Source organism: Streptomyces sp. NPDC007971, from assembly GCF_042958635.1.
GTDB lineage: Bacteria > Actinomycetota > Actinomycetes > Streptomycetales > Streptomycetaceae > Streptomyces.
Window position 1 is genome coordinate 203,710 of sequence record NZ_JBIBJK010000011.1, and the last position, 23,205, is coordinate 226,914.

16 protein-coding genes, 2 tRNA genes and 1 pseudogene are annotated in these 23,205 nt (G+C 72.5%); 12 read left to right on the forward strand and 7 right to left on the reverse strand.

Annotated elements, in window-relative coordinates; translation table 11 throughout:
• The first annotated feature begins 26 nt into the window (after nt 1–26).
• On the forward strand, nt 27–584 hold the full coding sequence (locus tag ACFZCP_RS24310; RefSeq protein WP_362694410.1) for a SigE family RNA polymerase sigma factor: 558 nt from the start codon (nt 27–29) through the stop codon (nt 582–584).
• Nucleotides 585–682: 98 nt separating this feature from the next.
• Nucleotides 683–2,338 (forward strand): long-chain fatty acid--CoA ligase, encoded by a 1,656-nt coding sequence (locus ACFZCP_RS24315; RefSeq protein WP_362694413.1) that lies wholly within the window; start codon nt 683–685, stop codon nt 2,336–2,338.
• Nucleotides 2,339–2,548: 210 nt separating this feature from the next.
• Here the strand turns inward: ACFZCP_RS24315 and ACFZCP_RS24320 are convergent, their stop codons facing one another.
• Nucleotides 2,549–3,775 (reverse strand): MFS transporter, encoded by a 1,227-nt coding sequence (locus tag ACFZCP_RS24320; protein ID WP_391429901.1) that lies wholly within the window; start codon nt 3,773–3,775, stop codon nt 2,549–2,551.
• Between the two features lie 121 nt (nt 3,776–3,896).
• On the opposite strand from ACFZCP_RS24320, the gene ACFZCP_RS24325 reads away from it, so the two are divergent.
• The gene (locus ACFZCP_RS24325) at nt 3,897–4,478 is read left to right on the forward strand and encodes a TetR family transcriptional regulator (RefSeq protein WP_391429903.1); all 582 of its coding nucleotides are present in this window, start codon (nt 3,897–3,899) and stop codon (nt 4,476–4,478) included.
• Nucleotides 4,479–4,719: 241 nt separating this feature from the next.
• Here the strand turns inward: ACFZCP_RS24325 and ACFZCP_RS24330 are convergent, their stop codons facing one another.
• Nucleotides 4,720–9,540, reverse strand: a complete 4,821-nt coding sequence (locus tag ACFZCP_RS24330; RefSeq protein ID WP_391429905.1) for a PAS domain-containing protein — start codon at nt 9,538–9,540, stop codon at nt 4,720–4,722.
• 462 nt (nt 9,541–10,002) lie between these two features.
• Nucleotides 10,003–10,482, reverse strand: coding sequence for an SSI family serine proteinase inhibitor (locus ACFZCP_RS24335; protein ID WP_362694426.1), 480 nt, complete (start codon nt 10,480–10,482; stop codon nt 10,003–10,005).
• Nucleotides 10,483–10,665: 183 nt separating this feature from the next.
• Here ACFZCP_RS24335 and ACFZCP_RS24340 point away from each other — a divergent pair.
• Together ACFZCP_RS24340 and ACFZCP_RS24345 are read left to right on the forward strand one after the other, a co-directional pair.
• Nucleotides 10,666–10,756: transfer RNA gene (locus tag ACFZCP_RS24340), tRNA-Ser, on the forward strand.
• Between the two features lie 229 nt (nt 10,757–10,985).
• Nucleotides 10,986–11,058: transfer RNA gene (locus ACFZCP_RS24345), tRNA-Arg, on the forward strand.
• Nucleotides 11,059–11,135: 77 nt separating this feature from the next.
• Here ACFZCP_RS24345 and xerC read toward each other — a convergent pair.
• From xerC to ACFZCP_RS24365, 4 genes and pseudogenes are all read right to left on the reverse strand, one after another.
• Nucleotides 11,136–12,369, reverse strand: a pseudogene (xerC, locus tag ACFZCP_RS24350) (tyrosine recombinase XerC).
• Nucleotides 12,370–12,770: 401 nt separating this feature from the next.
• The gene (locus ACFZCP_RS24355) at nt 12,771–13,007 is read right to left on the reverse strand and encodes a hypothetical protein (RefSeq protein ID WP_391429908.1); all 237 of its coding nucleotides are present in this window, start codon (nt 13,005–13,007) and stop codon (nt 12,771–12,773) included.
• A 564-nt stretch (nt 13,008–13,571) separates the two neighbouring features.
• The gene (locus tag ACFZCP_RS24360) at nt 13,572–13,760 is read right to left on the reverse strand and encodes a DUF1918 domain-containing protein (protein WP_391429910.1); all 189 of its coding nucleotides are present in this window, start codon (nt 13,758–13,760) and stop codon (nt 13,572–13,574) included.
• A 224-nt stretch (nt 13,761–13,984) separates the two neighbouring features.
• Complete coding sequence (locus tag ACFZCP_RS24365; RefSeq protein ID WP_391429912.1) at nt 13,985–14,476, reverse strand: MarR family transcriptional regulator; 492 nt, start codon at nt 14,474–14,476, stop codon at nt 13,985–13,987.
• A gap of 84 nt (nt 14,477–14,560) precedes the next feature.
• Between ACFZCP_RS24365 and ACFZCP_RS24370 the strand changes: the two genes are divergently transcribed.
• The 7 genes from ACFZCP_RS24370 to ACFZCP_RS24400 all read left to right on the forward strand — a co-directional run bounded on the left by ACFZCP_RS24370 (nt 14,561) and on the right by ACFZCP_RS24400 (nt 22,872).
• Nucleotides 14,561–14,935 carry an HGxxPAAW family protein gene (locus ACFZCP_RS24370; protein WP_362694435.1) on the forward strand — a complete coding sequence of 125 codons (375 nt, stop codon included), beginning with the start codon at nt 14,561–14,563 and terminating at the stop codon, nt 14,933–14,935.
• Nucleotides 14,936–15,112: 177 nt separating this feature from the next.
• On the forward strand, nt 15,113–15,985 hold the full coding sequence (locus tag ACFZCP_RS24375) for a DUF2797 domain-containing protein (protein ID WP_391429915.1): 873 nt from the start codon (nt 15,113–15,115) through the stop codon (nt 15,983–15,985).
• Between the two features lie 182 nt (nt 15,986–16,167).
• Entirely contained in the window at nt 16,168–16,530 is a 363-nt protein-coding gene (locus tag ACFZCP_RS24380; RefSeq protein WP_362694441.1) for an antibiotic biosynthesis monooxygenase, read from the forward strand.
• A 121-nt stretch (nt 16,531–16,651) separates the two neighbouring features.
• Nucleotides 16,652–17,392 (forward strand): response regulator transcription factor, encoded by a 741-nt coding sequence (locus ACFZCP_RS24385; protein WP_362694444.1) that lies wholly within the window; start codon nt 16,652–16,654, stop codon nt 17,390–17,392.
• Complete coding sequence (locus tag ACFZCP_RS24390; protein WP_391429918.1) at nt 17,389–19,011, forward strand: ATP-binding protein; 1,623 nt, start codon at nt 17,389–17,391, stop codon at nt 19,009–19,011. The genes ACFZCP_RS24385 and ACFZCP_RS24390 overlap by 4 nt, the downstream gene beginning before the upstream one ends.
• Nucleotides 19,012–19,024: 13 nt before the next feature.
• Nucleotides 19,025–20,590 (forward strand): glycosyltransferase, encoded by a 1,566-nt coding sequence (locus tag ACFZCP_RS24395; RefSeq protein WP_391429920.1) that lies wholly within the window; start codon nt 19,025–19,027, stop codon nt 20,588–20,590.
• Nucleotides 20,587–22,872, forward strand: coding sequence for a glycosyltransferase family 39 protein (locus tag ACFZCP_RS24400; RefSeq protein ID WP_391429922.1), 2,286 nt, complete (start codon nt 20,587–20,589; stop codon nt 22,870–22,872). Before ACFZCP_RS24395 ends, ACFZCP_RS24400 begins: the two co-directional genes overlap by 4 nt.
• Nucleotides 22,873–23,205 lie beyond the last annotated feature (333 nt).

Consider the following 23,205-nt stretch of genomic DNA (forward strand, 5'->3'; position numbering starts at 1 on the left):
GCACTGTCCGCTCCTAGCGTGGAGCCATGACCACACCCGTCTGCACCAGCGCCTCGGCCGCCGCCGCACCAGCGCGGCGGACCTCTTCGTACCCGTCGTTCTCCTCGTACATGAGGGCCCGTCAGCCGGTCCTGCTGCGCACTGCGCGCTCGCTGACCGCGAACCCCTGCGATGCCGAGGACCTGCTGCAGACCGCTCTCACCAAGACCTATGTGGCCTGGGACCGGATCGAGGACCACCGGGCGCTGGACGGCTATGTGCGCCGGGCGCTGCTGAACACCCGCACCTCGCAGTGGCGCAAGCGCAGAGTGGACGAGTTCGCCTGCGACGAACTGCCCGAACCGGAGCCCGTGTCCGGCGGGGAGGACCCGGCCGAGCGGCAGGCGCTGCACGACGCCATGTGGCGGGCGATAGCCCGGCTGCCCGCACGGCAGCGCGCGATGGTCGTCCTCAGGTACTACGAGGATCTCAGCGAGGCCCAGACGGCCGAGGTGCTGGGAGTCTCGGTGGGAACGGTGAAGTCCGCGGTCTCCCGGGCCCTGGGCAAGCTGCGCGAGGACCCGGAGCTGGGGCTTGTGCGCTAGACCCCAGTTTCCGTCTGCCTAGTGACATACCGCGTGGTATGCGCGGAGAATCGGCGCAACCTCTACCCCCCGTAGGCAATGCCGCCCAGGAGGACGCCGTGCTGAGCACCATGCAGGACGTACCGCTGACCGTCACCCGTATCCTCGTGCACGGGGTGCTGGTCCACGGCCGGTCCCAGATCACCACCTGGACCGGGGAGGGCGAGCCGCAGCGGCGCAGTTTCTTCGACACCGGGGTGCGCGCGGTCCAGCTGGCGAACGCCCTCCGGGACGAACTCGGAGTCCGGGGCGACGACCGGGTCGCCACGCTGATGTGGAACAACGCCGAGCACGTCGAGGCGTACTTCGCGATCCCGTCCATGGGTGCGGTGCTGCACACGCTCAACCTGCGGCTGCCCGCCGAGCAGCTGGTGTGGATCGTCAACCACGCCGCCGACCGGGTGATCATCGTCAACGGGTCGCTGATCCCGCTGCTCGCCCCGCTGCTGTCCAAGCTGCCGACGGTGGAGCACATCGTCGTCTCCGGCCCCGGTGACCGCTCCCCGCTCGCGGGCGCGGGCGCGCGGGTGCACGAGTACGAGGAGCTGATCGCGGGCCGGCCCACCACCTACGACTGGCCCGAGCTGGACGAACGCCAGGCCGCCGCGATGTGCTACACCTCCGGCACGACCGGCGACCCCAAGGGCGTGGTGTACAGCCACCGTTCGATCTACCTGCACTCCATGCAGGTGAACATGACCCAGTCGATGGGCCTCACCGACCAGGACACCTCGCTGGTCGTGGTGCCCCAGTTCCACGTCAACGCCTGGGGCCTGCCGCACGCCACCTTCATGACCGGCGTCAACCTGCTGATGCCCGACCGTTTCCTGCAGCCCGCCCCGCTCGCCGAGATGATCGAGCAGGAGAGGCCCACGCACGCGGCCGCCGTCCCCACCATCTGGCAGGGCCTGCTCGCCGAGCTGACCGCCCGCCCCCGGGACGTCTCCTCGCTCACCCAGGTCACCATCGGCGGCGCGGCCTGTCCGCCCTCGCTGATGAAGGCCTTCGACAAGCTGGGCATGCGGGTCTGTCACGCCTGGGGCATGACCGAGACCTCCCCGCTCGGCACGGTGGCCCGCCCGCCGGCCCACGCGGTCGGCACCGAGGAGGAGTTCGCCTACCGCCTCACCCAGGGCCGCTTCCCGGCCGGCGTCGAGGCACGCCTGACCGGCCCGGGCGGCGAGCGCCTGCCCTGGGACGGCGAGTCCGCGGGCGAGCTGGAGGTGCGCGGCAACTGGATCGCGGGCGCCTACTACAACGGCCCCGACGCCGAACCGCTGCGCCCCGCCGACAAGTTCAGCGAGGACGGCTGGCTGAAGACCGGAGACGTCGGCACGATCTCCTCCGACGGCTTCCTCACCCTCACCGACCGCGCCAAGGACGTCATCAAGTCCGGCGGCGAGTGGATCTCCTCGGTCGAGCTGGAGAACGCGCTGATGTCCCACCCGGATGTCGCCGAGGCCGCCGTGGTCGCCGTACCCGACGACAAGTGGGGCGAGCGCCCGCTGGCCACGGTCGTCCTCAGGGACGGCGCGAGCACCGACTTCGAGACCCTGCGCGCCTTCCTCGCCGAGGAGGGCAAGATCGCCCGGTGGCAGCTGCCCGAGCGCTGGACCGTCGTCGAGGCGGTGCCGAAGACGAGCGTCGGCAAGTTCGACAAGAAGGTGCTGCGCCGGCGGTACGCGGAGGGCGAACTGGACGTCACGAGCCTCTGACCGCCCGGGGACGGGTGCCGCGGCGGAGCACGACGGCCCTGGGACGGCGGGTCAGCCGGTCCGGGGCCTTCGTCGCGAGACACCGGGCGGCTCCTGAAGCCCCTGGCGTCGCACCCCCGTGGTCGTCCGTCCCCGCACCCGCCCCTGGCGCCGGACCTCCCGGGTCACTCATTCCCCGCACCCGCCCCTGGCGCCGGACCCCCTGGTCACTCATCCCAGCACGCGCCCCTGGCGCCGCACCCCCGTGGTCACCCATCCCAGTACCAGCCACGTCCCCGCCACCGCGGTGACGCCGCTCCAGCCCCAGTGGCCGAAGGCCAGGCCCGCCAGGGTGGAGGCGAGGGCGCCGCCGGTGAAGCCGGCAACGACGTAGGCGGTGTTGGCGGTGGCCGGGGCGGAGGTGGTCGTCAGGGCCAGCGTCTGGTTGGCGACATGGGATGCGACCAGGGCGGCGTGGACGGCGACGGCGGCCGCGAACAGCGCGATCAGCATCCGGCCGCCGAGCCAGAACAGCGGCACGGACACGGCGGCGAGCAGATACGCGGACCGTACGACCTTCGCGGCACCGAAGCGGTCGACCAGGCCGCCGGCGAGCGGAGCCATCGCGCCGGCCGTGAGGCCGAAGAGCCCGAACAGCCCGGCGGTCGCGGTGGACAGTCCGTACGCCGGGCCGGTCAGCAGCAGGGTCAGCGACGTCCACAGGGCGCTCCAGGCGCCGAACATCCCGGCCTGTCGCACGCACGCCCGCCACAGGTCCGGCGAGCGGCGGACGAGTCCGGGCAGCGCGGTCAGGCCGGCGAAGAGCGGACCGGTCCGGCGGCGGTGCTCCTTCGGCAGGGCGCGGGCGGTGGCCAGACCCAGGACGAGGGTCAGCACACCGGCCCCGGCGAACACCCACCGCCAGCCGAAGGCCTGTCCGGCGAGGGAGCCGACGACCCGGGCCGCGACGATGCCGGTGAACAGCCCCGCGATGACGGCCGCGACATGGCGGGCGCGGTGGTGGGCGGGGGCGCGCTCGGCGACCAGCGGGACGAGCAGCTGCGGGATCACGGTCGCCGCGGCGGCCACGAAGACGGCGGCCGCGAGGGCGGCGGTGCCGGGCGCGGCCGCCCCGAGCGCCAGGGCCGCAGTCGTGGCGACGGAGAGCAGCGCGACCAGCGGGCGCCGGTCGACGCGGTCGCCGAGCGGGGCGAAGAAGAGCAGCCCGGCCGCGTAGCCGAACTGGGCGACCGAGGCGATCCAGGTCACGGCCGAGGGGGTGGTGCCGAAGTCGTGGGCGATCAGGGGGAGCAGCGGGGCCGCGAGGTAGATGTTGCCGGCCGTGACGGCGGTGCAGACGGCTATGAGCAGAAGGAAGGACCGGCCGGAGGCGCCGGCCCGGTCAGGGGCGGGACTCCCCGCCTGTGGTGCCCGGCGGGTGGTGGTCGCTGACGGCATGAGCGGGGGCACTCCTTGAAGGCGATGACGGCAACCAACTGGTTGGTTGGCTGCTTCGACAGGGTGCACCTGCGCCGGATTCCCTGTCAACCAAATGGTTGGTTGGCGGTACTCTGGCCGCATGGCAGCAGTCAGGGACCCCGAGGCCACCAAGGCACGCATCTTCGAGGCGGCGGTCGCCGAATTCGCCCGGCACGGCATCGCGGGCGCCCGCATCGACCGCATCGCGAGCGGGGCCAAGGCCAACAAGCAGCTGATCTACGCCTACTACGGCAACAAGGCGGAGCTGTTCACGCAGGTCCTGGGACGGTGCATGGTCGACCTGGCCGGGGCCGTCCCCGTCGACCCGGACGACGTCGAGGGCTGGGTGGACCAGCTGCTCGACTACCACGCCGCACACCCCGAACTGCTGCGCCTGCTGTTCTGGGAGGGCATCGAGTACGGCACGGCCGAGCTGCCCGACGAGCCCGCGCGCCAGGCCCACTTCGCCCGCAAGGTCGCAGCCCTCAGGGACGGCCAGGACCGCGGTGTCATCACGGACGCGATTCCGGCCGGCGACCTGCTCATCCTGCTGACCGCCCTGACCAACTGGATGGCCGTGGTCCCGCAGATGCGGCGCATCCTCGCGGGTGCCGAGGACACCGACCGGGAGCGCCTGCGCGCCTCGATCAAGGAGGCGGCCCGCAGGCTGTTCGCCCGCTGACCGCCGCCGAGCCGAGGGGTGCGCGCCGTCCACCGCTGCGCTGTCCGCGACCCCTGCCGACCCGCTCGCTGTCCGCCGACCCCTGCCGACCCGCTCCTTGGCCGCTGACGGCTGACGGCTGACGGCTGATCGCTGCCGAGCCCACGGGTGCCTTGCCGACGGGGGCCTAGCCGTCCGCTGACCCCTGCCGACCCGTTCGCCGGTTGGTGCCCATCAGTCGGTGCCGATCAGTCGGTGCCCATCAATTGGTGCCGATCCGCGCCAGCAGGTCGACGATCCGGGCCTGCACCTCACCGCTGGTGGAGCGCTCCGCGAGGAACAGCACCGTCTCGCCCGAGGCCAGCCGCGGCAGGTCGGCCTGATCGACCGCGGCCGTGTAGACGACGAGCGGGGTGCGGTTGAGCTGCCCGTGCGCGCGCAGCCAGTCCACGATCCCGGACTGCCGCCGGTGCACCTGCATCAGGTCCATCACCACGAGGTTCGGATGGAACTGCCCCGCCAGCGTCACCGCGTCGTTGTCGTTCGCGGCCCGCGCCACCTGCATCCCGCGCCGCTCCAGCGTCGAGGTCAGCGCCAGCGCGATCTCCGCGTGCTCCTCGATCAGCAGCACCCGCGGCGGATGCTGCTCACTGTCGCGCGGCGCCAGCGCCTTCAGCAGCACGGCGGGATCGGCACCGTACGCCGCCTCGCGCGTCGCCTGTCCGAGCCCGGCCGTGACCATCACCGGCACCTCGGCCGCGACCGCCGCCTGACGCAGCGACTGGAGCGCGGTACGGGTGATCGGCCCGGTCAGCGGGTCCACGAACAGCGCGGCGGGGAAGGCCGCGATCTGCGCGTCGACCTCCTCGCGGGAGTGCACGATGACCGGCCGGTAGCCACGGTCGCTCAGCGCCTGCTGGGTCGTCACGTCCGGCGCGGGCCACACCAGCAGCCGGCGCGGGTTGTCCAGCGGCTCCGGGGGAAGCTCGTCGTCCAGCGGCACCGGTCGCGGGGTGTCCGCGATCTCGACGGCCCCGCCGGGACCGTCCAGCGGTTCGGGTCCCTCGGCCGCGTTCGCGTCCGGAGCCCCTATGGCGTACGAGCGTCCGGCACCCTCGGTGGCCGGGGCGAGCCGGGACTGTCCCGCGAGCGAGGGCTGCGCGGGCGGCTGTTCGGCCGGCGGATGCGGACGGGCCGCCTGCTCCTGCTGCGGCTCCGGACGCGCGGCCGGGTCGGGCGGCGTGCCCAGCTTGCGCCGGCGGCCGGAACCGCCCGGCGAGTGCGGAGGCGGGGTCGCGGTCGGCTGCTGCACCTGCGCGGCCTGCCGCGAGAACGGCACACCCTGTCCCAGCGTCCGCACGCTGATGGCCCGCCCCTGGGTGGAGTTCGGGTCGACGGGTGCGGCCGCGGCCCCCGTGGCCTCGGCGGGCAGGGGCTGGGCCGCCCGCGCAGGCCGGCCACCGTTGTGCTCCGGGGAAACCGGGGTGCCGGGGGCCAAAGTGGCGGTACCGGGCTGCCGCGCCGCGGGGGGCGCCTGCGGGGCGGGCACGCCCGCGCCGGACGTGTCGTCGGCGCCGGGCCACTGCTGCGGGACAGCTGCCGAGGGGGTCCCGGCGGCCGGGGTCGAGGCGGCCTCGGCCGCCGCGGGGCCGGGGCCCGCCTCCTGCGGAAGCGGCTGGGCGGGCCGGCCCGCCGTCCGGGTGCCGGCCGCAGGGGTGTTCTCGGCCGCCGCGGTGGGCACCGGCTGTCCGGGAGCCGCCTGGGCGGGAACGGGCCGGCCGGGAGCCGCCTCGGCCGGAACCGGCTGCCCCGGCGGCACGGGCACACCCTGACCTGCGGTGCCCTGACCTGCGGTGCCCTGACCTGGGGTGCCCTGCGCGGGAACGGCGGCGTCGGGCCCGGAGGCGTGGGGTACGGAGGTGTTCGGTACGGATGCGCCGGGCGCGACTGCCTGCCGACCGGGGACGGCCTGGGCGGCGGCACCGGGCTGGGCCGTGATGCCCGGCTGGACAGGCACGCCGGGCTGAGCGGCGACACCCGCCGGAGCGGCGACGCCGGGCAGGCCCGCGGGCCCCGCCGGTACGCCCGCCTGACCCGGACCCTGGGCCTGCGCCGCCATGGGCGCGGACGCCGGTGCCGGGACACCCTGTCCGGCAGCACCCTGCGCCGGAACGCCGGCGTCCGGGGTCGGCCGACCGGAAACGGGCTGCCCCGCGGTGGCAGGAGCGGCCGACGGAACCTGGCCGGACCGACCGGCCGGCGCGGGCTGCCCGGGGGCGGCCGGTACCGGAGTCGTACCCGCCGGCTGGGCAACGGCCCGTCGGCGGCGGCCGGTCGGTGCGGTCGTGGGGTGCGGCTGGGGCGGGGTGTGGTCCTCGGACTGGTCGAGCGGTACGGCGTCGTGCCGGCCGTCGTCGCCGGGCACTCCCTCGCCGGGCACGGGCAGCCGACCGGGCACGGCCACCGGAGCCTGACCGGGCACGGCCACCGGAGCCTGAGCCTGACCGGCCAGGGGTACCTGAGCCTGACCAGGGAGCTGGGCACCCGCAGTCGTACCGCCCGGAGTCGCCGGGACCGGACCGTTCAGAGCCGCCGGAGTCGTGCCCACCGGAGCGGCCGGAGCCGGACCTGCCGGAGCCGTACCGTTACCCGGGCCCATGGCCGGACCCATGTCCGTGCCCTCGCCCTCGCCCGTGCCCGTCGCCGCGTCCGCGGAGTCGGGGGAGCGGTCGGCCTCGGCCGGCGGCAGGGCGAAGACCGTACGGGCACCCGCCTCCTGCGCCGCGGCACGCTCCGCCGCGGCGGCCAGCGCGCGCCTGCGCCGCCCGGTCGGCTGCGCGTCCTCGGCCGGGTCCTGCTGCGCCGACTCGCCACCGGCCACGGGCAGTGCGGGCGGCAGGGCGGCCTGCGGCTCGCCGGAGCCGCGCCGGGCCCGGCGTCCGGTGGGCGGTGCCGGCACACCCTGCGGCGGCACGGCGGCACCGAGTCCGCTGCCCGCGGCGGCGGTTCCCGCGGCATGCTCCGCCGCGGTCATCACGGCACCCTCGGCCACGCCCGTACCTTCACCGGCGCCACCGCCGGCATTCTCGGCGGGGCGTCCGCGCCGCCGTCCGGTCCCGGACGCGGCGGGCACGGCCTCCGCGCCCTCGCCCGGGACCGGCGCCGCGGCCTCGATCGCCGCGGCACTCGCCGCAGCACGCCTGCGGCGCCGCCCGGTCGGCACGGACGCCTCCGCGTCGCCGCCACCGGACTCACCCGGTTCACCGGACTCACCGGGAACATCGCTCTCCAGGAAGGCGTCCGTGGAGGCCCGCCGGGCCCGCCGCCGTCCACCGCTGGAACCCAGCTCGGCGAGGCCGGCGCCCTCGGTGCCGTACGCGGCCAAGTCCTCGGCGTCCGGCACCCGGTCGGCGACCGCGCCGGCTCCGCCGCCGAGCGGCACTTCGAGCACGTACGCGCTGCCGCTCATGCCCGGCACCTCGTGCGTCTGCAGCACACCGCCGTGCGCCCGCACGATCCCGCGCACGATCGGCTCGTGCACCGGGTCTCCCCCGGTGTACGGCCCGCGCACCTCGATCCGGGCGACCTCGCCGCGCTGCGCGGCCGCGACCACGACCGTGTTGTCCAGGTAACCGCCCGCGGAGACGGGCGCGTTGCCGGTGGCGTCCACGCCCGCCACGTCCGCCACGAGATGGGCGAGCGCGGTCGCCAGCCGCTGCGGGTCGACCTCGGCCTCGATGGGCGGCGCGTGCACGGCGAACTGCACACGGCCCGGCCCGATCAGCTCGACGGCCCCGTCCACACCGGCGGCCACGACGGCGTCGAGCATCACCTTCGTACGGGTGATGTCCTCGGTGCCGGCGTCCAGGAGCTGATAGCCGAGGACGTTGTCGATGAGGGTGGTGATGCGCGAGTAGCCGGCCGAGAGGTGGTGCAGCACCTGGTTGGCCTCGGGCCACAGCTGCCCCGCGTCGTCCGCGGCCAGGGCGGACAGGTCGCGCCGCAGCTCGTCCAGCGGCCCGCGCAGGGACCCGCCGAGCAGCGTGAGCAGCTGCTCGTGGCGCCCGGCGAGGGCCTCGTACCGGTCCTTCTCCCGCTCGGCGAGCGCGGCGTACCGCTCCTCGCCGGACGTCAGCTGCTCCAGGTGCCGCTCGTTCAGTTCGTCGAGTTCGGCGACGTGCTGCTGGCGCAGCGCGGTCAGGTCGGAGGCGTGCTCCTCGGAGAGCCGCTCCAGCTCCTCGGCGTGCGCCGTCTCCAGCGAGGCCTTCTCCTCGGCGAGGGCGTCGTAGGGCCGCCGGTCGGTGAAGGTCATGACGGCGCCGACGAGCTGGTCGCCGTCGCGCACGGGCGCGGTGGTCAGATCGACCGCGACCTTCTTCTCGCCCTTGGACCACATCACCTGCCCGCGCACCCGGTGCTTGCGACCGGAGCGCAGGGTGTCGGCGAGCGGCGACTCCTCGTACGGGAAGGGGGAGCCGTCGGCCCGGGAGTGCAGCACGAGGGTGTGCAGCTCCTTGCCGCCCAGCTCACCGGCCCGGTATCCCAGTATCTGGGCGGCGGCCGGGTTGACGAGCACGATCCGCCCGTCGGTGTCGGTCCCCACGACACCTTCCGCGGCCGCGCGCAGGATCATCTCGGTCTGCCGCTGCGAACGGGCCAGCTCGGCCTCGGTGTCCACGGTCCCCGACAGGTCACGGACGACGATCATCAGCAGCTCGTCGCCGGTGTAGCCGTAACCGTCGTACGCCTGCTGACCGTTCTCCAGGTTCGCGCTCGTGACCTCGACCGGGAACTCGGTGCCGTCCGTCCGGCGCGCGATCATCCGCGTCGGCTTGGTCCGGCCGCTCGGCTCCATGTGATCGGGGCGCCGCATGGAGCCCGGGATGAGCCTGGAGTCGAACTGCGGCAGCAGGTCGAGCAGGCCGCGCCCGACGAGCGCGGTCCCCGGCGCCTCGAAGGCCTCGAGGGCGATGGTGTTGGCGTTGACGACGGTTCCGTTGGCGTTGACCAGGACCAACGCGTCCGGCAGCGCGTCGAGTATGGCTGCGAGGCGAGCAGCGCCTCGGGATGGCCTGCTGCTCACGAGACGCTTCCTCCCTGTTACTGCACCTTGCCGACCGCTCGGGCCATCTTGCCAAGCGGTCCGCAGCGTGTCACGCGAGGGAGTCTAAGGGCACGGGTTGCGCTCGCGACGCCGGATGAGAGGGAGGTCGCACGAGGAAGTGAAGGCGAACGTGTGACCGTATCCGTCCGTTCCGCGGTCGGCTCCGCCCCAGCTCCGCGAGACCTTCGCCGGACCTTCGCGGGACCTGTACGGCACCGGGGGGCCCGCGGAAGCGTCCGCGACCCCGTGTCGGGTACGGCCGAAAATCGCCGATGCCCGGCCACCACCCACGCCAGGCTCACACCGGACCCCTACCGGGTCCATGCCCACCTCACCCCGAGCCGGGCCCTACCGGGCCCATGCCCGCCCTGACTACGTGCCGGGTCCCCGCCGGGCCCATGCCCGCCCTCACCTGCTGCCTTCTGCGGGGGCCCGCCGGGCCTATACGGGCGCACCGATCCTCGGCAGGTAGGGCACCATCCGGTCCCACCGCCCGATCTCGCACCCGTTGCTGCGGTCGTACGAGGCGTCGACCGGCCGCCCGGCCCAGATGCCGGTGACATGGGCGGTGGCCGGACCGCCGTAGAGCATCGTGCAGGTACTGCCCGGGGCCACCGGGGCGAAGGTGTCCCGCCCCCACCGGGTGTCGTCGTCGAGCACCCGGCAGGCGCCCGCCACGTCCGGGTGATTGCCGGCCGCGGGATGACAGGAGACGTCGTACGTCCCGTCCAGCCCGGCGCCGGCGTTGCGCACCACGACGGTGAGGTGATCTGCGGCCCGGTCCTCGGGCCGCACGGGCGGCGGGACGGCGGGCGAGGCCGCGGCGGGTACGGCGGCGAGGGCGACCAGGGACGAGACCGAGACCGCGGCGAGGGACGGGATCAGGACGCCGCGCGCGACGGCCGACAGGACAGAGACCATGCCCTGCCCAACGCCCACGGCCCCCGGACGTTGCGCCCGGCCCGCCGTCCGCCGCCTCGCCGGACGAAGCCCTTTGCCCTGTGGCCCTCGCGCCTAGTACCGTGGGGGGCGATTGGTGACACCGCGCTCGACTGTGTCATCATCTGCACGCACCAATCGCGCGCTCGCGTGAGTGGTTGTGCTGGAGGCGTCGCCTAGTCCGGTCTATGGCGCCGCACTGCTAATGCGGTTTGGGCCTTCAAGCCCATCGAGGGTTCAAATCCCTCCGCCTCCGCACTTGATCCCGAAGCCCCGGTCCTCAGGACCGGGGCTTCGGCGTTGTCACGACTCCTGCGCCTTGCCGCTCCCTCCGGGCCCCATCCCCCGCTTCATTCGCGTTTTCGCAGGTCACAAGGGGTATGCGAATCGGATTTCACATGACGGCGGCAGTCATGTAATGTTCTTCCTGTCGCCGCGAGCGGGCCGGAAGGGCCAGGAGCGGAAGGGCAAAAACAAAAGAACAAGCACTCGTAGCTTAACGGATAGAGCATCTGACTACGGATCAGAAGGTTGCAGGTTCGAATCCTGCCGAGTGCACACAGGTTGAAGGCCCCGGAGAGATCCGGGGCCTTCGGCGTTTCAGGGTCGTACAGCAGCGAAGTACAGCAACGGCATCAGCCGGCGCCGCCCATCGCATCGGAGAGCTTGCCGAGCGCGGCCCGCACCTCTTCCTCACTGGCTTCGGCGTAGACCTCCATCGTCATGGCGATCTGCGAGTGCCGCAGGATCCGCTGGGCCACCTTCGGGTGCACCTTCAGGGCGACCAAGAGCGAGCTGCAGGTGTGCCGGGTGTTCCGGAGCGGGATCACCCGGAGCCCGGCACGCCGGGCCCGCAGGGCGAACATGCGGGTGAGGTTCCCCGGCTCGATCGGCGTCCCGTACTTCGTCGTGAAGATCAGCCCGCGAGTGTCCTGCCACAGTTCACCGGCCGCCTTCCAGTCCCCGGTCTGCTGGGCACGCCGCATCCGGAGCGCCCGTAGGCAGAACTCGGGGAGCGGAAGGAAGTCGTCGGACTCCTCCGTCCTGGTCTCCCGGTGCAGGATCTGGCGGCCCGCGCGCTGGATCTGGTGATCCACGTACAGCTCACCAGCCTCGAAGTCGATCGACTGCCAGGTCAGGCCCAAGGCCTCACCACGCCGCAGGCCGAGGCAGAGCACCAGGACCCAGGCCGCGAAGAGCGGATCTTCACGTGCGACCGAATCGGCCAGGAAGCGCCCCGCCTCGACTACGGACCAGGGCTTGATCCGGCGCCGCCGGGGCTTGGGCACCTTGACCAGGGAGGCGACGTTCTTGCTGATCTCCTCCTCGGTCACGGCGTGCGTGAGAGCGGCCCGCAGGGCGTCACGGGCGGCCTGGACCACCCGCCGGGACGGATAGGCCTCACAGCACTCCCCGACCGCACAGCACCGCTGCCGCGGCTTGGCCCGCTTGGCGTCCTTGCCCTGGGCGCAGCACTGGCAGATGCCGGCCAGCTTGGTCAGCCACTCCCGCGTCCCGGACGGTCAGCTTGTCGAGCCGCTTCCCGCCGAGGTGCGGATTGATGTAGAGCCGCACCGAGCCCTCGTACGACACGTACGACAGCGGAGCGAGGTGGGGCTTCACGATCGACTCGAGCCAGTAGGACAGGAACGCCTGCACCGTGCGGTGCCGGGTCTGCACCGGGCCCCTGCTGGCTTCACTGTGGAGCTTGATCCATTTCTCGTGCGTCTCCTCGCGGGTCTTGCCGTAGACGTACTTGCGCTTGCGGTCGCCGTCCGGGGTGGTGACCCAGACGTACGCCGCGAAGCCGTTCTTGTACGGGTAGATGGACCCCTCACCATTGGCCCGCTTTCCGCTCATGCCGCCCACTCCCCGGTCTCGGAGGCGCAGCGGTTCACGTACTCGTCGACCCAGGCGGGGAGGACGCGGCGGTTGCGGCCGATCTTCCCGAGCGGATCAGGGCGGACCTCGGCGACTAGGACCCAGAGGTCACGACCGGCAGCACCCAGCTCCCTGGGAAGTCGTGATCGACCTGATAAGGATGAGGCCACAGGTCCAAATCCTGTTAACCCCACCAGCACGCAGACCCCCGGTCGGTATCGGCCGGGGGTCTTCTGCGTTTGGTCAGCGTCCGGGGCTAACGTCAGCCGACCAGTGATCTACGGCCCGCGCTGAGACTTCTAATGGGTCGGCACGTACCTGCGGCTCCCCCGGCTACGCTCGCGTAGGAACGCCCCGCAGCGCGTGGCTGCGGGGCGCCTAGCGGGGGTTTAGTCGACTTCCTGCCCGTTGAACTTGCCGCCCTTGCAGGTCGGGAGGTGGGCCGAGGACAAGTTCGACCGATCGACCGTTCCGCCGCCCTGCTCGCACTCACCCGGGGTGAGGCTGGCAGGGGTGGCGGTTGTGGCGGTGGCGGTTGTGGCGGTGGCGGTGGCGGCGCCTGCAAGGCCGACCCCGGCGAGGGCTGCCGTGGCGATGACGGCGGCGAGGATTCGTCGAATGCGCATTTGGTTCGCCTTTCACGGATTGCCTCGGTTGGGACACCACTCAGCTTGATGTTCATCCATGTGGGCGACACTTCGTGTTAGGCCGTTCGGGTGACATTGCTGTCGGGTGCGGGCCGGTGACGCGACCCGTCGGACAGGCCCTAGCGCTAGAGGTGCAGTGAGTGTCCAAAAGCCCTGTTGGCCCGTGCTATCGGCTCAGGCATCGCCTAGCGCCGCCCGGTACGCCTCGTATCTGAAATGGCGTCTCAATGAGAGCTCTGCGCACACGTGCCCGTGTTCGGGCATCACGTACCGGACGGCCGCTCGCACCTCAGTCGGCGGTACAGCAGCGCGGTACAGCAACCCAAGCAACCAGCAGCACCCCGCACTGGCCCGTCATGGTCCGCCAAGCGACTTGTACGACCGTCTACGACCCATCTCTCCAGAGCTACGGATCAGAAGGTTGCAGGTTCGAATCCTGCCGAGTGCACAACAGATCAGAGGCCCTGTGGAGTGATCCACAGGGCCTCTGGCTTTTGCTCTGACGGCGGTGTTCGACGGCAACCGCCGGGGTCGGAGAGTTTCCTAGTCGTTGAAGGGGCGGACGACGGTGTCCGGGCCCGGACTCATCAGCGTCTCGTGCCCGTCGTCGAAACGGACCCGGTAGGGAGGCCCACCATCCGTTCCAAGCACCTCAATGATCTCTGCGGTGCGATCGTGCTGCCCCACGATCCGACCGTGAACAAGAATCCTGTCACCAACACTGGCCTGCACGATGTCACCCTTCTGTCGAGCTGTCCTCCATTGCCCTTCCCCCCGAATCGCCGGGTCGCGACGACGGCCGTCATCAGTTCGACCTAACCGGTGAATGTGGGCCGATCAAACCGCTACGAGGACGCCAGCCGCGCCGTCGTCATCGTCCGGCCCGTTGCCGTCCCCCTCTGTGTGCCGGGGTCAGGAACGTCAGGGCTGTTCTGGCTCAGTGCGGGGGTTCGGGCTCAGCAATCCTCTTCCGGGTCGTTCCTGTTGAGCTTTTCCAGATACTCGTGGGCCAGGGACGTGGCGCGGGTGAACCAGTCGGTGATGACGGCCAGTTCCCCGGGGCCGTAGTCGGCGAACAGGGCCGTGAGGCGCCTGTAGTGGCCCGCGTACACCGCCTCGACGCGGGTCACGGCCGCCGGTACGGCGGCCACGCGGACCCGGCGGCGGTCGGCGGGGTCGGGCCGGCGGGTGACGTAGCCGGCGCGTTCGAGGCGGTTGAGGATGCCGGTCACCGCGCCCGTGGTGACGTGTGCGCGCGCCGCGAGGTCGCCGGCGGTGAGCAGGTTCTCGCCGGCCTCCAGGACGAAGGCGAAACAGGTGAGGTCGGTGACGCTCAGTCCCAGCCGCCGGGCCAGTTCCTGCTGTCCGATCACGTGGGCGGCGATGAGGTGGTCCATCGCCGACAGTGCCTGTGCCGGGGTGGCGGGCGGGCGGGGCGTGCCGTCCATCTGTTCAGATCCCTTAGTTCGTGAGATATTCGGTTGAGTGAATTGCTTAGTCCGTGAGGGAATCTTGTCCCTGGAGGCGGCTCCATGAGTCTGTACGACGAGGGTCACACGATCGCCGGCTGGACCGGCGCCGGTATCGCGACCGTCGGAAGCGGTGTGGTGGGTCTGGGCGTGTGCACGGTCTCCGTGCCGGACCTCGTGGGCGGGCTGGCGATCGTGGGCGTGAGCGTCCTGGTCACCTGGGCCCTTCACCTGTCCGGCTGGGGCAAGCCGCCGGGCGTGCGGCCGCGGGAACAGTGGGGCATGCGCGTGAGGGACACTCAGGCCCGGCACGGGCACGCCGGGTGTGTCGGCTGCCGGCTGGCGGGGCGGGGACGGCCCGCGGTGCACGCGGCGCGGGTTTCCGCGGTCCCGGGAGAGGCGCGCACCGAATCCGTGGCCGTGTCGTCCATCGAGTGAACGTACCGTCGGCCGCGGGCCGGAGCGAGGTTGGGGCGAGGCCGGAGCGAAGCCGGAGCAGGGCCGGAGCGGGGCTGGGGTGAGGCCGGAGCGGGGCTGGGGTGAGGTGGGGGCGAGGACGGCCCGGAAGCCGTGCGGGGACGGCGTTGTCGGACCCCCCTTCTAGGCTCACTGGTGATGGCACACGTGTGGACATGCTCGGGGCTGCGCTGGACGCCGGACGGCCCCGTGCTGCTGTGGGACGGCGGGCGGCGCAGCGCGCTGCCGTGGGGGAAGCGGGTCGCGTTCGCCGTGGCGGACGGTTCGCCGCGACGGTGTGCCGGGGCGCGGGGGCATGCCTGTCCGGTGCGGGCCGCGGTCCCGGGGCGCAGCACGGGGGCGAGGTGCGAGGAGTGCGCGCGGCTGGACCGGGCGCACTCCGTGGCCGCCGACACCCTCGCCGACGACCCGCGGCCCTACCGCGTCTATCTGGCCTGGTTCGGGCCCGGCATGGTCAAGGTCGGCATCACCGCCGTCGAGCGGGGGCCGGTGCGGCTGCTGGAGCAGGGTGCCGTCTGTTTCAGCTGGCTGGGCACCGGTCCGCTGATGGCCGCCCGCCGGACCGAGGAGCTGCTGCGGGCCGCCCTCGGGGTCCCGGACCGGATTCCGTACGCCGACAAGAGGGCCGTACGGGCGGCGCTGCCGTCGACGGAGGCCGGGCGGGCCGCCGAGGTGCGGGAGCTGCACGCGCGGGCCGTGGGACTCGGCGGATGGCCCGAGTCGTTGACCCGGGAGCCGTGCCGACCGGTCGATCACGCCGGCCGTTTCGGACTCTCCGGGGTGCCGGCCGCCGTCGGTGACGTCGTCGAGCTGGTACCGGGCGCCATCGTCAGCGGTGAGCTGGTCGCGGCCGCCGGCCCCGATCTGCACCTGGCCGTCGCCGGGCGCGGGGTCGTCGTCCTCGACACCCGGCTGATGACCGGGTGGGAGCTTGCGCCGCTGCCCGGGGCGCAGGGCGGGTTCACCGTCCCCGTGCGGGAGTTCAGACGGGAGCAGGACGGCCTGTTCTGACGCCCGGGGGCCACCGTCGGCCTGGGTGGCACCGTTGGCCCGGGGGCCACCGTTGGCCCGGGTGCCGTCGTCCGCCCGGGTGGCACCGTCCGAAGGGCGATGGTCAAGACTTGGATCCCCTACGGATCCCTTTGGGCAAGGTCCATGGACCCGTGCCGGCGCCCTCGGTCATCGTGGCTGACATGAGCGATCAGCCTGTTGCCCCTGTCGGCCCGGTCCCCAGCCCTGCCCACGAACCCCCTTACTACGCCGTCGTGTTCACCTCCACCCGTACGGGCCATGACCCCGACGGATACACCGACTGCGCCCGCCACCTGTCCGGCCTCGTGCGGGACGTCCCCGGCTTCCTCGGCGAGGACTTCGCCCACACCCCCGGCGGACTCGCCGTCTCCGTCGCCTACTTCCGGGACCTCGACGGGATCGAGGAGTGGCGCCGGCACCCCGAGCACCTCGCCGCCAAACAGCGCGGGCAGGAGCGGTGGTACGACCGGTACGTGATCCACATCGCCCGGGTCGAGCACAGCCACGGCTTCACGCGCGCGTGAAGCCGCGGTTCACACGCCTGAGTGCCTCCCAGACGTTCCCTGAGAAGCGCCTGTGTGTTTCTCAGGGAAATCACAGATACGTGAAAGGACGTTCTCAGAGGGCCCCGACAGGGTGTCCACCATGACCACGACCTCGCCCCAGGGGCGCACCGAACTGCTGAGGCCGGACGGGAGCCCCGTCCGAGTGCTGGTGGTGGACGACGAGTTGTCGATCACCGAACTGCTGAGCATGGCTCTTCGTTACGAGGGCTGGCAGATCAGAAGCGCGGGGGACGGGCAGGGGGCCATGCAGACCGCCCGGGAGTTCCGGCCCGACGCCGTCGTCCTGGACATGATGCTGCCCGACATGGACGGGCTGGCCGTCCTCGGCCGCCTGCGCCGCGAACTGCCGGACGTGCCCGTCCTCTTCCTGACCGCCAAGGACGCCGTCGAGGACCGTATCGCCGGACTCACCGCGGGCGGCGACGACTACGTCACCAAGCCCTTCAGCCTGGAAGAGGTCGTGGCCCGGCTGCGCGGACTCATCCGCCGGTCCGGGGCCGCCGACCGCCGGTCCGACTCCGTGCTCGTCGTCGGCGACCTGACCCTGGACGAGGACAGCCACGAGGTCTCGCGGGCCGGGGACTCCATCCACCTCACCGCCACCGAGTTCGAGCTGCTGCGCTTCCTCATGCGCAATCCGCGGCGGGTGCTCAGCAAGGCGCAGATCCTGGACCGCGTGTGGTCGTACGACTTCGGTGGGCAGGCCAACGTGGTCGAGCTGTACATCTCCTACCTGCGGCGGAAGATCGACGCCGGCCGGGAGCCCATGATCCACACCCGGCGCGGGGCCGGTTATCTGATCAAGCCCGCCGTCTCGTGAGCGGGCGACGACGGCCGCGCACCCTGCGGACCCGGCTCGTCGTCGCGTCCGTGGTGCTGATCGCCGTGGTGTGCGCGGTGATCGGCACCGTGACCACACTCGCGCTGCGCTCCCATCTGTACAACCAGCTCGAAGGCAAGGTGTCCGAGATCGGCGGGCGCACGGTCGGTCACATGCGGCCCCCCGGCGATGAGCCCGGTGTGGGTGCCGGCCGGCCGGACGCCTCCTCGCCGGACACGGCCACGCCGAGCCAGAAGGTCGGCAGACTGCTGACCATCGGCCCGACACCGTCCAGGACCATCGCCGCGTACGTGGACGCGGAGGACGGCTCGATCGCCTCCGCCCGTGTCTCGCACCAGCTGAACGACGGCTACGGCTTCTTCAAGAAGATGCGCGTCGACGACCTCACCGCGGCGCAGAAGGCGGCGGTCGCCGAGGTGCCGAAGGACGGTAAGGCGCACAGCACGCAGATCCCGGGGCTCGGCGGCTATCTGGTCAAGTACTTCGTCGGCAAGGACAGCACCGACGCCTACTACGTGGCCCTGCCGACGCAGGACGTCGACGACACCGTCGACACGCTGATCCTCGTCGAGATCAGCGTCACCGCCGCCGGCCTCGTCGCCGCCGTCATCGCCGGCTGTGTTCTCGTCGGCGTCGCCACCCGCCCCCTGCGCAGGGTCGCCGCCACCGCCACCCGGGTCTCCGAACTCCCCCTGCACAGCGGCGAGGTGAACCTCAGCGAGCGCGTCCCGGAGTCGGAGTGCGACCCGCACACCGAGGTCGGCCAGGTCGGTGCCGCGCTGAACCGGATGCTCGACCATGTGCACGGCGCCCTGCACGCCCGGCAGCAGAGCGAGACGCGGGTACGGCAGTTCGTCGCCGACGCCAGTCATGAGCTGCGGACTCCGCTCGCCTCCATCCGGGGCTACGCGGAGCTGACCCGGCGGGGCCGGGAACAGGTCGGGCCCGACACCCGGCACGCCCTCGGGCGGATCGAGTCCGAGGCCGGGCGGATGACCCTGCTGGTCGAGGACCTGCTGCTGCTCGCCCGGCTGGACGCCGGACGGCCGCTCCGGTTCGAGCAGACCGACCTCATCCCGCTCGTCGTGGACACCGTCAGCGACGCCCGCGCGGCCGGCATGCACCACAACTGGCGGCTCGAACTGCCCGACGAGCCCGCCCCGGTGTCCGCGGACGCGACACGCCTGCAACAGGTGCTCGTCAACCTGCTGGGCAACGCCCGCAACCACACCCCGCCCGGCACGACCGTCACCGCGCGCGTGCAGCGCCGCGGGCCCTGGATGTGCATCGACGTCGAGGACAACGGCCACGGGATCCCGCCGGACCTGCTGCCGCATGTCTTCGAGCGGTTCGCGCGCGGGGACTCCGCGCGCTCCCGCGCCACCGGCTCCACCGGCCTGGGCCTCGCCATCGTGCAGGCCGTGGCGGACGCGCACGGCGGTGCCGTGACCGTGGACAGCGTTCCGGGCCGCACGGTGTTCACCGTGCAGCTGCCCGCGCTCGCCCCGGCCCTGCCGCACCCCACGCCCGCAAGCGCCTGGCAGGCGCACTCACAGGCACAGCACAGCGCCACCACATCGGTGCGACAGGGCGCCTGAGGAGAGTCGGTTCATGCGAACCGACTCTTCTCCCGGCACCCTGCCGGCGCGGGAGCACCTCCCGGCCACAGACGCCGGTACGCCTGTCCTGGACGTAGTGATCCCCGTCTACAACGAGGAGAAGGACCTCCAGCCGTGCGTGCTCAGACTGCACGAGTACCTTGAGCGCACCTTCCCGTACACCTTCCGCATCACGATCGCGGACAACGCGTCGACGGACGCCACCCCGCGGGTGGCGGCGCGGCTGGAGGCGGAGATCCCCGAGGTCGCCGCCTTCCGGCTGGACCAGAAGGGCCGCGGGCGCGCCCTCAGGACCGTGTGGTCCGCGTCCGAGGCGCCGGTCCTCGCCTACATGGACGTCGATCTGTCCACCGACCTCAACGCCCTGCTGCCGCTGGTGGCACCGCTGATCTCGGGCCACTCGGACCTGGCGATCGGCTCCCGGCTCGCCCGCAGCTCCCGGGTCGTGCGCGGCCCCAAGCGGGAGTTCGTCAGCCGGGCCTACAACCTGATCCTGCGCGGCTCGCTGCAGGCCCGCTTCTCGGACGCGCAGTGCGGCTTCAAGGCCATACGCCGTGATGTCGCCCAGGTGCTGCTGCCGCTGGTGGAGGACACCGGCTGGTTCTTCGACACCGAGATGCTGGTGCTCGCCGAACGGGCTGGGCTCAGGATCCACGAGGTGCCGGTCGACTGGGTCGACGACCCCGACTCGACCGTGCACATCGTGAAGACCGCGACCGACGACCTCTTGGGCGTGTGGCGCATCGGCAGGGCCCTGGCCACCGGTTCACTGCCGCTGGACCGGCTCACCCGGCCCTTCGGCGACGACCCGCGCGACCGCGAGATCCAGGACGTGCCCAAGGGGCTCGCCCGTCAGCTGGTCGGGTTCTGCGTGGTCGGCGGCCTGTCGACCCTCTTCTACCTCCTCCTCTACAGCGTCTTCCGGGAGTTCTCCGGCGCGCAGGTCGCCAACGCGCTCGCGCTGCTGGTCTCGGCCGTCGCCAACACGGCCGCCAACCGCCGGCTGACCTTCGGGGTGCGCGGCCGGGGCGGCGCCGTCCGGCACCAGGCGCAGGGCCTGGTCGTCTTCGGCATCGGACTGGCCCTGACCAGCGGCTCGCTGGCCGCCCTGAACGCGGCCACCGGCAGCCCGGCGCACTCCACCGAACTGACCGTCCTCATCGCCGCCAACCTCGCGGCGACCGTCCTGCGCTTCCTGCTCTTCCGCGCCTGGGTGTTCCCGGACCGCCAGGAGCCCGGCCGGGAGCCGACGGTGGCCGTGGCGCACCGCCCCGCCGCGCCCGCCCACCGCGCGACGGCGCCGTACGCACCGCCTACCCAGCGCCCGGCGCCGCCCCAGTACTTCCAGCAGCACTACCAGCACCCGTACGAGCAGGAGCAGGACCACCGGCAGGAGTACCGGCCGGGGCACCGACAGGAGTACCGGCCGGAGCACCAGCAGCCGTACCCGACCACCGAGGTCCGCGCCGGTGAAGCCGCGGACGGCAACCGGAGGGACGCCATCATGCGGCTGCAGCCGGTGCGCCCTCACGACACCGACCCGGGGGAGCCCCGATGACCACCCACTACGACCGGCCGGCCCAGCAGGGCGACCCCGCTGCCTGGGGTCCGCCCCCCACCGCTCCCCCGCGGGCCCCCGAGCCCGCCGAACCCGGGCGGCCCTTCGTCCACAGGGTGTGGCGCGGCCGCCCCGAGGACCCCCGCTGGGCACGCCCGGCCTTCCTCGGCCTGCTCGCCGTCACCCTCGTCACCTACCTGTACAACCTCAGCGCCTCCGGTTACGCCAACTCCTTCTACTCGGCGGCCGTCCAGGCGGGCAGCACGTCCTGGAAGGCGTTCTTCTTCGGTTCGCTGGACGGCGGCAACGCCATCACCGTCGACAAGCCCTCGGCCTTCATGTGGCCGATGGAGCTGTCGGTCAGGATCTTCGGCCTGAACTCCTGGGCGATGCTCACCCCCGAGGTCCTCATGGGCGTGGGCACGGTGGCGGTCGTGTACGCGGGGGTACGGCGCCGGTTCAGTCCGGCGTCCGGTCTGATCGCGGGCGCGGTGCTCGCGCTCACCCCGGTCGCCGCGCTGATGTTCCGGTTCAACAACCCGGACGCGCTGCTGGCTCTGCTGATGGCGCTGGCCTGCTATTTCGTCGTACGGGCCGTCGAGGACGGGCGGACGAGGTGGCTGGTGTGGGCGGGTGCCGCGATCGGCTTCGCGTTCCTCGCCAAGACGCTCCAGGCGTTCCTGATCCTGCCGCCGCTGGCCCTCGTCCACGCCGTGTGCGCTCCGGTGAGGCTGCGCAAGCGGCTGGTGCAGCTGGGCCTGGCGACCGTCGCGCTCGTCGTGGCCGGCGGCTGGTGGGTCGCGATCGTCGAACTGTGGCCGGCCTCCTCCCGCCCCTACATCGGCGGTTCGCAGAACAACAGCTTCCTGGAGCTGACCTTCGGCTACAACGGCCTCGGCCGGATCAGCGGTGACGAGACCGGCAGCGTGGGCGGCGGCGGTGGCGCGGGCGGCGGCGGCCGCTGGGGTGCCACCGGCTGGGACCGGATGTTCAGCGACGAGGTCGGCAGCCAGATCTCCTGGCTGCTGCCGGCCGCACTGATCCTGCTGGCCGCGGGCCTGTGGGCGACCAGGAAGGCCCGGCGTACGTCCGTCACGCGCGCCTCGTTCCTGGTGTGGGGCGGCTCGCTGCTGATCACCATGGTGGTCTTCAGCTACATGGCGGGCATCTTCCACCAGTACTACACGGTGGCCCTCGCCCCCTACGTCGCGGCCGTCACCGGCATGGGCGCCGGACTGCTGTGGGAGAAGCGGAGGCAGGCCTGGGCGTCCGTCATGCTGGCCGCCGCCGTGGTGGCCGCGGCCGCCTGGGGCTATGTCCTGCTCAACCGCACCTTGGGCTATCTGCCCTGGCTGAAGTGGCTGGTCCTGATCGGAGGGCTCGCGGCCGCGCTCGGCCTGGTCCTCGCCGGCCGCCTGGCGCGGCGGCTCGCTCTCGGGGCGGCGGCGGTGGGCCTGCTGGCCGCGCTGGCCGGCCCGGCGGCGTACACCCTCAGCACGGTGAACTCCGCGCACACCGGCTCCATCCCCACGGCGGGCCCGGCGGGCGCGAGCACGATGGGCTTCGGCGGCGGCCGCCCGGGCGGCGGCAAGGGCGGCGCCCTGCGCGGCGGCTTCGGCGGCGGAATGCCGGGGCAGCAGGGCGGCCAGAACGGGCAGAACGGGCAGAACGGCAACGGGGCGATGCCCGGCGGCCAGGGTCAGGGTCAGGGCTTCCCGGGCGGGGGCCTCGCCGGTGGCGGCATGCCGGGCCAGAACGGCAACGGCCAAGGTCAGGGCCAAGGTCAGGGCCAAGGTCAGGGCCAAGGTCAGGGCCAGGGCCAGGGGCGGAATCCGCAGAACGGCAACGGCTTCCCCGGGGGCGGCCTGATGGGCGAAGGCGGCCGTACGGGCGGCGGTGCCGGCGGTCTGCTGAACGGCGCGGACGTCAGCTCCGCGGCCAGGAAGCTGCTGGAGAAGGACGCGGGGAAGTACACCTGGGTCGCCGCGGGCGTCGGTTCGCAGAACGCCGCGAGCTACCAGCTGGCCATCGGTGACCCGGTCATGGCGATCGGCGGCTTCAACGGCACCGACCCGTCCCCGACCCTGGCCCGGTTCAAGGAGTACGTGGCGGAAGGAAAGATCCACTACTTCATCGCCGGCGGTGGCTTCGGCGGGGGCATGGGCGGTGCCGGCAACAGCGGCACGGGGTCCGGGATCACGTCGTGGGTCGAGAGCACCTTCAAGAAGGTGACGGTCGGTTCGGCCACCTTCTACGACCTCACACGGAAGGCGAGCAGCTGACCGGACGGCCGGCCGCGTAACGGACAGAACATCGCTGTACACCGCATAGAAGCAGCTGTGCGGTGTGCAGCACGTCCACTTCCCCGGGTCACCACCCGGCGCCGGCTGGTCCTCGGAGTCACCCGGCACCTGCGGTTCGTGCTCGGGTGAGGCCCACCACGGCCATCGCGACACCGCCGAGCCGCCCTGGGCGGTTGCACGGGGACTGCCGGCCGGGCCGTTGCTGATCGGGGCGGGGGCTTCGTCGAGGCGGGGCTTTTGCGGCGAGCGGGGCGGAATGTCGCCTAAGAGCCCGGGGGCTTGGGTATGGGTGCGGCTGCGGGTCGGGTGGGG